General features: G+C 60.7%; 10 protein-coding genes. 9 read left to right on the forward strand and 1 reads right to left on the reverse strand.

Translation table 11 applies throughout. The annotated features are described in order from the left end of the window. Window positions 1-15: 15 nt before the first annotated feature. Window positions 16-666: a 4Fe-4S dicluster domain-containing protein gene (locus tag ABNP46_RS08395; RefSeq protein WP_349921940.1), complete on the reverse strand. Its 651-nt coding sequence runs from the start codon at window positions 664-666 to the stop codon at window positions 16-18. A gap of 314 nt (window positions 667-980) precedes the next feature. On the opposite strand from ABNP46_RS08395, the gene ABNP46_RS08400 reads away from it, so the two are divergent. From ABNP46_RS08400 to adk, 9 genes are all read left to right on the forward strand, one after another. Next, on the forward strand, window positions 981-1,409 hold the full coding sequence (locus ABNP46_RS08400; RefSeq protein ID WP_349921941.1) for a TOBE domain-containing protein: 429 nt from the start codon (window positions 981-983) through the stop codon (window positions 1,407-1,409). Window positions 1,410-2,027: 618 nt separating this feature from the next. After that, the gene (locus ABNP46_RS08405; protein WP_349921942.1) at window positions 2,028-2,624 is read left to right on the forward strand and encodes a 4Fe-4S dicluster domain-containing protein; all 597 of its coding nucleotides are present in this window, start codon (window positions 2,028-2,030) and stop codon (window positions 2,622-2,624) included. 126 nt (window positions 2,625-2,750) lie between these two features. After that, window positions 2,751-4,895 carry a formate dehydrogenase subunit alpha gene (gene fdhF / locus ABNP46_RS08410; protein ID WP_349921943.1) on the forward strand — a complete coding sequence of 715 codons (2,145 nt, stop codon included), beginning with the start codon at window positions 2,751-2,753 and terminating at the stop codon, window positions 4,893-4,895. Between the two features lie 82 nt (window positions 4,896-4,977). Then, window positions 4,978-5,376, forward strand: a complete 399-nt coding sequence (locus tag ABNP46_RS08415; RefSeq protein ID WP_349921944.1) for a hypothetical protein — start codon at window positions 4,978-4,980, stop codon at window positions 5,374-5,376. A 297-nt stretch (window positions 5,377-5,673) separates the two neighbouring features. Further along, window positions 5,674-7,794, forward strand: coding sequence for a sigma 54-interacting transcriptional regulator (locus ABNP46_RS08420; RefSeq protein WP_349921945.1), 2,121 nt, complete (start codon window positions 5,674-5,676; stop codon window positions 7,792-7,794). A 35-nt stretch (window positions 7,795-7,829) separates the two neighbouring features. Continuing rightward, a complete protein-coding gene (gene fdhD / locus ABNP46_RS08425; protein ID WP_349921946.1) occupies window positions 7,830-8,627 on the forward strand; it encodes a formate dehydrogenase accessory sulfurtransferase FdhD in 798 nt (265 codons plus the stop codon). 160 nt (window positions 8,628-8,787) lie between these two features. Beyond that, window positions 8,788-9,387, forward strand: a complete 600-nt coding sequence (gene recR, locus ABNP46_RS08430; protein WP_349921947.1) for a recombination mediator RecR — start codon at window positions 8,788-8,790, stop codon at window positions 9,385-9,387. A 142-nt stretch (window positions 9,388-9,529) separates the two neighbouring features. Further along, window positions 9,530-11,443, forward strand: a complete 1,914-nt coding sequence (htpG, locus tag ABNP46_RS08435; protein ID WP_349921948.1) for a molecular chaperone HtpG — start codon at window positions 9,530-9,532, stop codon at window positions 11,441-11,443. A 253-nt stretch (window positions 11,444-11,696) separates the two neighbouring features. Continuing rightward, entirely contained in the window at window positions 11,697-12,341 is a 645-nt protein-coding gene (gene adk / locus ABNP46_RS08440) for an adenylate kinase (RefSeq protein WP_349921949.1), read from the forward strand. Window positions 12,342-12,383: the final 42 nt, after the last annotated feature.

Below are 12,383 nucleotides of genomic sequence, written 5' to 3' on the forward strand. Positions count from 1 at the left end.
TCCATGAAGGCAACATCAGCGTTCTCCCTGTCGGGTGTCGGCGGCCAGGGCCGCGGTGGCAAAGGAAGAGGCCAGCTCGGGGTGAGCCGCTACCGCCTGCAGGCGACGAGTCTGGGCCTGTTTGGCACTGACGCTGTCGTTGACCAGGCTCAGGGCCTGGGAGGGGCAGGCTTCGATGCAGGCCGGACCATCCTCGCGAAACGCACAGAGATCGCATTTGACCGCAATGGATCGCACGCCGGGCTCCCAGCTCAGCAAGTCTTCTCCAAAGCAGCTCAGCCCCGCCGAGGTGGCCGGGTTGCTGGAGCGTACCGAGCAGGGAATATAGGTGTCATAGCTGTTGGCCATGGCGAGCGGACGGCTGCCGCCGCTCTGGATGGCGCCGAACGGGCAGGCCACGGCGCAGAGGTTGCAACCGATGCAGAGCGACTCATTGAGTTGCACCGCATCGCCGGTCTGGGCGATGGCCTCGACCGGACAGACCTTGATGCAGGGGGCATCGTCACAGTGACGACACTGAACCGGCATGGTGGCCTGCTCGTGTCGCATGACGGTTAATCGGGGGGCCTGTTGCAAACCCTTGGCCTTGTGGACGGTGGAACAGGCGGCCATACAGGTGCCACAACCGATACAAAGTTTGGGATCAGCGATAACGAAGCGGTTCATAGCCTACCTTGTCGTGTCGCGAACGGAGAAAGTAGGGGGTGGTTGGCAAAATGCGGGCCAGCTTGGGGTTGCAGCGTAAAATGAAAGTAAGGTTATGTTTTTTATCGCGATTTTATTGGCTGTCACAGCAGGGTGAGAAGCATGGGCCCGTGTCGAAGTGTGACGTTCGTCACTTGTGACGAGGCGCTCGACAGGGGATAAAAACAGACGGCCGGGCTGCACCGTGGTGATGGCGGCGCTCGGCAGTGCCGGTTGAATATGCCGTCAGAGACGACCATGATGAGTGCCCCAATCCAGCAAAACAGGAGTGTTGTATGGCCGTATCAGCCCGAAATCAGTTACAAGGAAAAGTCTCTGCGGTGAACTCAGGGGCGGTGAACGATGAAGTGGAAATCAGCCTTGCGGGGGGCGCCAGTCTGGTGGCTGTGGTGACGGCGAGCAGCCAGAAGGCGCTGGGGCTCAATGTCGGCAAAGAGGTGATCGCCTTGATCAAAGCCCCCTGGGTCATGCTGGCCTCGGAAGAGTGCGGGCTGCGCTTCTCCGCCCGCAACCAATATCCGGGCACCGTCAGCGCGGTGCAACCGGGGGCGGTCAACAGCACCGTGCAGGTGAAGACGGACGCCGGCTTTGAGCTGACCTCGGTCATCACCAACGACGCCAGCGAAGAGATGACACTCGTTGCCGGCGCTCGGGTATTGGCGCTGGTGAAAGCCTCCGCCGTACTGCTCGCAGTCAAGCAGTAACCATCCTCATCTCAAGCAGGCTAGACCCCGTATAGCCTGCTTTAGCAAGCCTGCCTTCGGTGAATAAAACCTTAATCATCACAGCGATGCGAGACTGAGCCCTTGATGGATAAGCCGAGCCAAAAGCGACGTTCCAAACATATAGAAGCGTGGCTTGCCTAGCCGTTGTTTCTGCTCAATCGCAGGGTCCATCCAGGCTGTTTTTTTTGTTCTGTTTTTCTTTACGACTCTGAGTCAGTGGATAGTAAAACTAAACACTGTGGTCAGCGTCTCGCCCCCTCCAGTGCCTGCCCAGGCTGTTTTTATCCCTCTTGTCGCCATGCCATCAATGCCTCGTCCCTGTGTCGGCGAGCGGTCGGCCCATCCGATGGAGAGGGGAAGCTCTGGGTGTCGAGCTCGTCACTTTTGTCGTGTCGATCACAGTCTTGTTTCCCGCTCGTCAGCATCATGGGGCTGGGCAAGGGGCCAGGCATGATGGTGTTAATCCTTTATTTTCAGTTGGTTGTGGATTTTATCGCGGGATTGGCCTGACTTGGTCTGATTAATGCCTAGTGGGATGACCGGCCGGGTCCTGGGGGATCCGGCCGGCGGTATCGAACCATTTAGGATCCCTCTTTTATGAACAGCTTCGTGATTGCCGATCCCGGTCTCTGCATTGGGTGTCGTACCTGTGAGGTGGCCTGCGCCGTGTCACACCAGTCTGGGTCCTGCAGTGGCACCCTGGAGCGGGAGAGCGGCCTGCACCTGGCCATCGAGGATGGGCACCTGGTCTCCAGGGACAGCTATTTTCAACCCCGCCTGAAAGTCATCGTCGGCAGCAAGGTGACCACCCCGGTGCTCTGCCGCCAGTGCGAGGACAAGCCCTGCGCCAAGGCCTGCCCGAACAACGCCATCGTCACCGAGGATGGTTATGTCAAGGTCTATCAGGCGCGCTGCATCGGCTGCAAATCCTGTGCGGTGGCCTGCCCCTACGGCGCCATGACGGTGGTGGTGCAGGAGGTGGCCCCGGCCGCCGATGCGTTGTTCAAGCGGCCGCAGACCAAGGCCCGTGCCCTCAAGTGCGATCTCTGCAACCACCGGGAGGCGGGCCCGGCCTGCGTCGAGGTGTGCCCCACCCAGGCGCTGCGTCTGGTGACCCCGCAGAGCCTCGATAACCTGAATCGTCAGAAACAGCTGGCCAGTGCCGAGGCCATGCTGGCAGGGCTGGGACGCTGAGACGCGATGGCCGCCGTGGCAGTGAATTTCGCTGGAAACCCAGTGTTTCGCAATCCTTCCGTGCTGCCAATTGGTCATGTGCCCATTCGTTCGACCATCTTTCGTTAACAAACAAGAGTGTGAGTCATGAAAAAAGTCATTACCGTCTGCCCTTATTGCGGCACCGGTTGCAAGATCAACCTGCTGGTTGACAACGACAAGGTGGTGGGGGCCGAAGGCGCCCACGGCCGTACCAACGAGGGGCAGCTCTGCCTCAAGGGTTACTACGGTTGGGATTTTCTCAACGACACCAACCTGCTGACCCCGCGCCTCAAGAGCCCGATGATCCGCCGCGAGCGCGGTGGCAAGCTGGAGTCCGTCTCCTGGGACGAGGCCATCGAGTTTGCCAGCAGCCGCCTGTCGGCCATCAAGGCAAAATATGGCCCGGACGCCATCATGACCACCGGCTCCGCCCGCGGTCCTGGCAACGAAGCCAACTATGTCATGCAAAAATTTGCGCGTGCTGTCATCGGGACGAACAACGTCGACCACTGCGCGAGGGTGTGACACGCCCCCTCAGTCTCCGGTCTGGAGACAACGGTAGGCAATGGCGCCATGAGCAACGCCATTCCCGAAATTCAAGAGACCCAATGCCTGCTGGTGTTTGGTTACAATGCTGCTGACTCTCATCCCATCGTCGCGCGCCATATCCTGAAGGCAAAAGCCAACGGGGCGAAAGTGATCGTCTGCGATCCGCGCATGGTGGAAACCGCCCGCATCGCCGATCAATGGCTGCCGCTCAAAAACGGCTCCAACATGGCCCTGGTCAATGCCTTTGGCAACGTGCTGATCGCCGAGAACCTCTACGACAAGGAGTTCGTTGCCAACTACACCGAGGGCTTTGAGACCTACAAGGCGCTGGTGGCCAAGTACACCCCGGAATACGTGGAAGGGATCACCGGCCTCAAGGCCGCGGATATCCGTGCCGCCATCCGCACCTATGCGGCGTCCCCTGCCTCCATGATCCTGTGGGGCATGGGTGTGACCCAGTACGGTCAGGCGGTGGACGTAGTCAAGGGTCTCGCGGGGCTGGCGCTGCTGACCGGCAATTTCGGTCGGCGCGGTACCGGCTGCGGTCCGGTGCGCGGTCAGAACAACGTGCAGGGGACCTGCGACATGGGGATGCTGCCCCACCAGTTCCCGGGCTATCAGTCCGTGGCCGATCCCGCCATCAGTGCCAAGTTCGCCAAGGCCTGGGGGGTGGAATCCCTGTCCCAGAAACCGGGCTACCGTCTGACGGAGCTGGGTCACAAAGTGGAGGAGGGCAAGTGCAAGGCCTTCTACATCTTCGGGGAAGATCCGGCCCAGACGGAAGCCGATCTGGCCCAGTTCCGCCGTACCCTCGGGGGGATGGAACTGGTCATCGTGCAGGACATCTTCATGACCCAGACCGCCGAGATGGCGGATGTCATCTTGCCCGCCACCAGTTGGGGCGAGCATGAAGGGGTCTACAGCTCGGCGGATCGCGGCTTCCAGCGCTTCTACAAGGCGGTGACACCGCCCGACAACGTGAAGCCGGACTGGGCGATCTTCTCCCTGATGGCGACCGCCATGGGTTATCCCATGGAATATCGGGACACCCGCCAGATCTGGGACGAGATGCGCTCGCTCTGTCCGCTCTACGCCGGGGTCAGCTATGACAAGATGGCGGATCTCAAGAGCGTGCAGTGGCCTTGTCCGACCGAGGATCACCCGGGCACCAGCACCCTGTTCGAGGGCAATGTGTTCACCACCCCGAGCGGCAAGGGTCAGCTGATTGCCTCCGAGTGGCGCCCCCCTCTGGAGCAGCCCGATGAAAACTATCCGCTGGTGCTCTCCACCGTGCGAGAGGTGGGTCACTACTCCTGCCGCTCCATGACCGGCAACTGCTCGGCGCTGCAGACGCTCGCCGATGAGCCCGGCTATGTGCAGATCCACCCGAGCGATGCACAAAAACTGGGGGTGAAAGATCAGGCGCTGGTCTGGATCTCGTCCCGGCGCGGTAAGGTGATCACCCGGGCGAACTACAACGAGCGGGTCAACGCCGGGGTGGTCTACATGACCTACCAGTGGTGGATAGGGGCCTGCAACGAGCTCACCATCGAGCACGTGGACCCGGTCTCCTACACCCCGGAATACAAGTACTGCGCGGTGAAAATTGAGCGAATTGATAATCAGTCTGAGGCGGAGAATTATGTCCAGACCGAATACAGCGCGCTCAAGGCGAAATTGCGCAGCGCCGCCAAAGGGTAAGTCTCGCTAATTAAAGAGGATCCAGGCTCTGTTTACAGAGCCCGGATCCCTTCACCCTTTTTTCAGTGAACAGGGGGCATTCATGAAAAATGAATTAAATGTATCGTTCGGTATCTGCTACGTATCGGCTTATTTCCTGGTGATGTCATTCGGGGTGGCCTGCTATTTATGGCAAGACGAAATGATATTCCTGCTGGGGTTTGGCTTTTTTGGCTGTTTCATCGCCGCACGCCTGGCCATGAGCATGGTGCTGGCGGCCCTCAGCGTGCAGGTGGCCTGGCTCATCGCCTTTCTCTCCACCACCCTGGTCAACAGCCTGCTGATGGGGTTCTCGGCGTTGATGCTCTATCTGACCCATCAGGCGGTATCGGCGGAGCTGGCCGACAACATCACCCTGATCCTGGTTGCCTTCCAGCTGTTGTCCGCCCTGTTCATTTTCGGTGGGCTCAAGTTCAATCGCTATCAGGTGCACCTCTCCTGAGGATGAGTTGATCGCCATCAAATAGGAGCGAACCGGTTGAATATATTATCGGGCGATCAATCTGATGGCTGGCTAATAATGTGAAAGCGTGGCGCCGTTGTCATGGTGCGGATGCTCCGTTATTATGCGTTCAACCAGCCCGATGCTATTTCAATGGATGTTTGTTTTTATAATTAAGTGTTAAATCATTAAGTCTTAATTATAACATCTGACGGATATGGCTAATACATCGCCCCTCGTCGTTGCTCACTGCAATGTGCCCGCTCTTTTCCCATACCCTGCGTATGCGAGGCCTACATGCTGAACATGAATGCCATTCCGCTGACCGAGATCTCCCCCATCTGGGATGACGGTTTCCTCTCCCTCTCCAAGACCCTGCTCTCCGCCGTCACCCTGGACGACTTCATCATCAAGCTCAGCCACATCGACAGCTGCTTTGGCGACGTGAACCGGGTCAACCTCATTCTGAACCTCGGCGGGGAGGAGGTGCTCTTCTGCTACATGGGGGAGGCGGGGCCGCAGCAGTTGCTCTGCCAGAAGGGGGATCTGCACTTTTCCCGAAAGCAGGCCATCGTCCTGTCGGCGGCAAGCTTCGTGAATCACTGCGCCGGGCTTGCCAGCACCCCCGTCTATGACGGCCTGCAATCCTATTGCCAGCTGCCCATCACCACGGCTCGCAGTCATCTGGGGGGCATTGAGTTCATCAGTGCCGAGGAAGACGCCTTCCCCATGGAGGCCCTGGCCAAGCTGACCCAGCTTGCCGCCATCGTCGCCATTGCGCTGGAAAGCGTGCAGGACAAGGAGCGCACCTTGGAGCAGGCCCACTCCCTGCGCCTTGAACGCGACAGTTGCAAGATCCTGGTGGACATCACCAATGCGGTGCTCCAGCTGGTGCGCATCGCCGAGCTGCCCCGCAGCCTGTTCACCATCTTGCAGCATCATTTTGCCATCGGCAGCCTGTGTCTGGCGGAGTACAACGCCACCTCCGACAGTTTCAAGAGCTATCTGGTGAATCAGCGCGAGAGCGATAAGCCTGGCATCATCAATCACTCCTGTTTCGAGAAACACTGCCTGCAGGGGGCGCTCGGTCACAGCGAGCCTTTCTTTGTGTATCGTGAGCAGGGCCACGGCTGCGATTCGGGTTGCCGCTTCAGCTCCCAGATCCTGCCCCCCGATGCGCACAGCTCCTGCATCCTGCCCCTGCGCTATCGGGGCAACCTGCTGGGGGTCTTGATCCTCTCCCACCCGGCGGCGGATTTTTTCGCCGATCTCGACATCTCCCTGCTGGAGCAGGTGGCGGCCCGCACGGCGATTGCCATGAACAACGTGCAGGCGCAGCAGGAGATCTCCAACACCAACGGTGCCCGGGAGAAGACCTTGCGGGTGGCCGATACCCCGGAGGGGGATTTTGCCAACATCATCTACCAGAGCGCCGTCATGGCGAATGTGCTGGAGAAGGTGAAACTGGTGGCCCAGAGCGACTGCTCCGTGCTCATTCTGGGGGAAACGGGCACCGGCAAGGAGCTGATCGCCCGGGCCATCCATCAGCAGAGCCTGCGCCATGAGCAGGAGATGGTGAAGGTGAACTGTGCCGCCATCCCCACCGGTCTTATCGAGAGCGATTTGTTCGGCCACGAGAAGGGGGCCTTCACCGGCGCCCTCAGTCAGCGCATCGGCCGCTTCGAGCGGGCCCACAAGGGCACCCTGTTCCTGGATGAAGTGGGGGACATGCCGCTCGACTTGCAGCCCAAGCTCTTGCGGGTCTTGCAGGAGCATGAACTGGAGCGGGTGGGCAACAGCACCCCCATTCCCATCGATGTGCGGCTGGTGGCGGCCACCAACTGCGATCTGCTCTCCATGGTCAAGACCAAGCGCTTTAGAAGCGATCTCTACTACCGCCTCAACGTCTTCCCCATCGAGCTGCCGCCCCTGCGCGAGCGTCGCGAGGACATCCCGCTGCTGGTCAACTTCTTCATCAAGAAGATTGCCAAGCGGATGCGCCGCACCATCACGTCCATCCCGGCCGATGCCATGAAGATGCTGGTGTCGCTCCCCTGGTACGGCAATATCCGCGAGCTCGAGAACATCATCGAGCGGGCCGTGGTGATGACCCGTGGCCACGTGCTGAACCTCTCTCCGGACGAGCTGTTGCCCCTCAAGGGCTTTCACAAGATAGAGACCCTGGTCTATGACCAACCGGCCGGCGGGCTCTTCGATGCACCGGTGCGCACCGCACCTCCTTCGGAGGGGGAGGGCGAGGACGAGCGTGAACAGATCATCCGGACGCTGAAGGAGTGCAACGGCATCGTCGCCGGGGAGCGGGGCGCCGCCCAGCGCCTCGGCATGAAACGCACCACCCTGCTGTCGAAGATGAAACGGCTCGGTATCTCGGCGAAAGCCCCCCAGATCCTCGATTGAAGGCAGAGCGGATGTTGCCAGAGCAGAACAATGATATGCACCCCTTGAGCCGTCAGCGCGAGGTGGTGCACTACCACCGTGATGGCGTTACCACTGACAGCGCCATGCTGCTGCCTGCCGAGACCCCGGTGGCGCTGGTCTACAACGGCATCGCCCACAGCGTGATGATGTGCAGTGCCTCGGATCTGGAGGATTTCGCCATCGGCTTCTCCTTGACGGAGGGGATCATCGACGGCCTGCACGACATTCACGACATGGAGCAGGTCGATGGCTGCCAGGGCATCGAACTGCACATCACCCTGGCCAATCGCTGCGTTCACCGCCTGAAAGAGAAGAAACGTACCCTGGCGGGGCGTACCGGTTGCGGCATCTGTGGCAGCGAGAGCCTGGATCAGGTGGTGCGCACGCTCCCCCCGCTGCCAGACAGCCAGCGCCTCGCCGTCGATCAGATAGACAAGGTGCTGACGGCCCTGCGTCCCTTGCAGCAACTTGGGCAGAGCACGGGGGCCACCCACGCCGCCGTGCACCTGGACCTGGCCGGCAACATCCTCGCCATCCGTGAAGACGTGGGCCGCCACATCGCGCTGGACAAGCTGGTGGGATACCTGTGCCGCCATGGTCGCCGCGATGGGGCCATCCTGGTGACCAGCCGTGCCAGCTTCGAGATGGTACAAAAGTGTGCCAGCGCCGGGGTCGAGATCCTGCTCGCCATCTCGGCCGCCACCGAGCTCGCGGTGAGACAGGCCGAGCAGACCGGCCTCACCCTCGCAGGCTTCTGCCGTCCCGGGCGGGCCGAGATCTACTGTGGCCGCCAGCGGATCCTGCTGGAATAACGCCCCTTGATTGGCGCTCCCTTGTGGCGCGGGCATTGGCGCAGGGGGCGGGCTCGGGTATAGTCCTGCGCCAACAAGATTAGGTTCGGATGGCGGAGTGGCGCTGCATCAAGCAAGCCCCCAGGCTCCTCCCTTCGGCACGGCATCAAAGGATATCCCCATGAAATTCAGCCCCCTGCTCGATGAGATGATGAAGGCGCTGCAGGTGCTGCCGGGCGTTGGCCCCAAGTCGGCCCAGCGCATGGCGTTCACCCTGCTCGAGCGCGAGCGCAGCGGCGGCCTGCGTCTGGCCTCCCTGCTCAACCGCGCCCTGACCGAAATCGGTCACTGCAGCCACTGCCGTACCTTCACCGAGAACGAGCGCTGCGAGATCTGCACCAACCCCAAGCGCGAGGAGAGCGGTCTTTTGTGCGTGGTGGAGAGCCCGGCGGACGTGGCCGCCATCGAGCACACCGGCCAGTTCTCCGGTCGCTACTTCGTGCTGATGGGGCACCTGTCACCCCTTGACGGCATAGGCCCCGAGGAGCTGGGGCTGGAGATCCTGGAGCGCCGCCTGAAGGATGAATCCATTGAGGAGTTGATCCTCGCCACCAACCCGACCATCGAGGGGGATGCCACCGCCTGGTATATCGCCGACATGGCCCGCGCCGCCGGGGTGGCGGTGAGTCGCATCGCCCACGGGGTGCCGGTGGGAGGCGAGCTGGAGCTGGTGGATGGCACCACGCTGTCCCACTCCCTGATGGGGCGCCAGCGCCTCTAGCCGCGACGGTACAAGAAATGGGCAGCCGCGCCCGGCATGAGGGGCGAGTGGGCAAGTTTGCACACTCGCCCCTTGATATTTTCAAGGCCACCCCCATCTAGCTTGGGAATCTGTTCAACCCGACGTTTTTGAGGATTGGTCGATGACCCAAAGTGTTCACGCCGAAACCCACGGCTTTCAAACCGAAGTCAAACAACTGCTGAGCCTGATGGCTCACAGCCTCTACTCCAACAAAGAAGTATTCCTGCGCGAGCTGATCTCCAACGCCTCCGATGCGGCGGACAAGCTGCGCTTCAAGGCGCTTTCCGATGCCTCTTTGTTCGAAAACGACGGCCAGCTGCGCGTGCGCCTAGTGGTGGACAAAGAGAACAAAACCTTGACCATCTCGGACAACGGCATCGGCATGACCCGTGACCAGGTGATCGAACACCTGGGCACCATCGCCAAGTCCGGCACCGCCGAGTTCTTCAAGCACCTCTCCGGTGATCAGGGTAAAGACTCCCAGCTGATCGGTCAGTTCGGGGTGGGCTTCTACTCCGCCTTCATCGTCGCCGACAAGGTGACCGTCATCTCCCGCGCCGCTGGCACTGACGCCAGCCAGGGCGTGCAGTGGGAATCCGAAGGGGAAGGCTCCTTCACCGTGGCGGATGTGACCAAGGAAACGCGCGGTACCGACGTCATCCTGCACCTGCGTGCCGAGGAAGAGGAGTTCCTGGACGACTGGCGCCTGCGCTCCGTGGTCAGCAAATACTCCGACCACATCAGCGTGCCGGTTGAGATGTACAAGGAAGGGACGCCGGATCGGGAGGAAGACGGTGAAACCATCGTCGGCACCCCGGGCGAGTGGGAGCAGGTCAACCGCGCCACCGCACTCTGGACCCGTAATCCGAAAGACATCAAGGAAGAGGAGTACCAGGAGTTCTACAAGCACGTCGCCCACGACTTTGAGGATCCGCTGCTCTGGGGCCACAACCGGGTGGAAGGGGCACAGGAGTACACCAGCCTGCTCTACATCCCGGCCCGTGCGCCCTTTGATCTCTACAACCGCGAGCAGAAGCACGGTCTCAAGCTCTACGTGCAGCGCGTCTTCATCATGGATGACGCCGAGCAGTTCATGCCGACCTACCTGCGCTTCGTGAAAGGGGTGCTGGACTCCAACGATCTGCCGCTCAACGTCAGCCGTGAAATTTTGCAGGACAACAAGGTCACCGCCTCCCTGCGCAAGGCCTGCTCCAAGCGCGTCTTGACCATGCTGAACAAGCTGGCGAAAGAGGATGGCGAGAAGTACGCCAAGTTCTGGAGCGAGTTCGGCAACGTCTTGAAAGAAGGCCCGGCCGAGGATTACGCGAACCGCGAAGAGATCGCCAAACTCCTGCGCTTTGCCAGCACCGCCGGTGAAGGGGAAGCCCAGACCGTCTCCCTGGAAGAGTACGTCGGCCGCATGAAGGAAGGTCAGCAGAAGATCTACTACATCACTGCCGACAGCTTCGCCGCCGCCAAGAACAGCCCGCACCTCGAGATCTTCCGCAAGAAGGGCGTCGAAGTGCTGCTGATGTGGGAGCGCGTCGACGAGTGGCTGATGAGCCACCTCACCGAGTTCGACGGCAAGCAGCTGGTTTCCGTCACCCGTGGCGAGCTGGATCTGGGCGAGCTGGAAGACGAGGCTTCCAAACAGGCGCAAGAAGAGGCCGAGAAGGCCAACGCCGGTCTGGTGGAGCGGGTCAAGCAGAGCCTGGGAGAGAGCATCAAGGAGGTGCGCGTCACCCATCGCCTGACCGATTCCCCCTCTTGCATCGTCACCGACGACAACGGCATGAGCACCCAGATGATCAAGCTGATGCGCGCAGCCGGCCAGCCGGTGCCGGAGCAGAAGTACATCCTGGAGCTCAACCCGGAGCACGCGCTGGTGAAGAAGCTCGATACCATCGAGGACGAGAGTCTGTTCGGTGAGTGGGTGAGCCTGCTGCACGAACAGGCCCAGCTGGCCGAGCAGGGTGGCCTCAACGATCCGGCGAGCTTCGTCGCCCGCATCAACCGCCTGCTACTCCAGGCGTGATAGCCAAGAGCCCACTGCATGCAGTGGGCTTTTTTACGCTGGCTTGCTGGTGTTGCCATGACTGGCCAGACCACTATTTAGCTGCATTTTCAATCATTTTCTGTGTGCAGCCCTTGCGTCTTTCGTCGTAGTGCCAGCACAAACACATGGTGATAATGTGGCCACTCACACGGGGCAAGCTTGTGAAAATGGGCGAAACCGTGTAGTTTTTTGCCTTCTCAAGAATTGAATAACCAATCAATTAGGAGCGTGTATGCGCATTGTTCTGTTGGGAGCACCGGGTGCAGGTAAAGGCACTCAGGCTCAGTTCATCATGGAAAAACACGGTATTCCGCAGATCTCCACCGGCGACATGCTGCGTGCGGCGATCAAGGCGGGCACCGAGCTGGGCCTCAAGGCCAAGGCCGTGATGGACGCAGGTCAGCTCGTCTCCGACGACATCATCATCGGCCTGGTCAAAGAACGTATCGCGCAAGCGGATTGCGCCAACGGCTTCCTGCTGGACGGCTTCCCGCGCACCATCCCCCAGGCGCAAGCCATGAAGGATGCCGGTGTGGTGGTGGACTTCGTGCTGGAGTTCGACGTGCCGGACGAAGAGATCGTCAAGCGCATGAGCGGCCGCCGTGTTCACTCCGGCTCCGGCCGTACCTACCACGTGGTGTTCAACCCGCCGAAGGTTGAAGGCAAGGATGACGTGACCGGCGAGGATCTGGTGATCCGTGCCGACGACGAAGAGACCACAGTGCGCAAGCGTCTGGATGTGTACCATCAGCAGACTGCGCCGCTCATCGGTTTCTACGGTCAAGAAGCCGAAGCGGGCAACACCCGTTACGTCAAGATCGACGGCACCCAGCCGGTGGATCAGGTCAGCCAGCAGTTGGCGGCGATCCTGGGCTGATTTTTCCTTCGATCCCCAACGAGTTCGAGACAAGGGTCCATG

The sequence above is a fragment of the Aeromonas veronii genome (assembly GCF_040215105.1).
GTDB classification, from domain to species: Bacteria; Pseudomonadota; Gammaproteobacteria; order Enterobacterales; family Aeromonadaceae; genus Aeromonas; species Aeromonas veronii_G.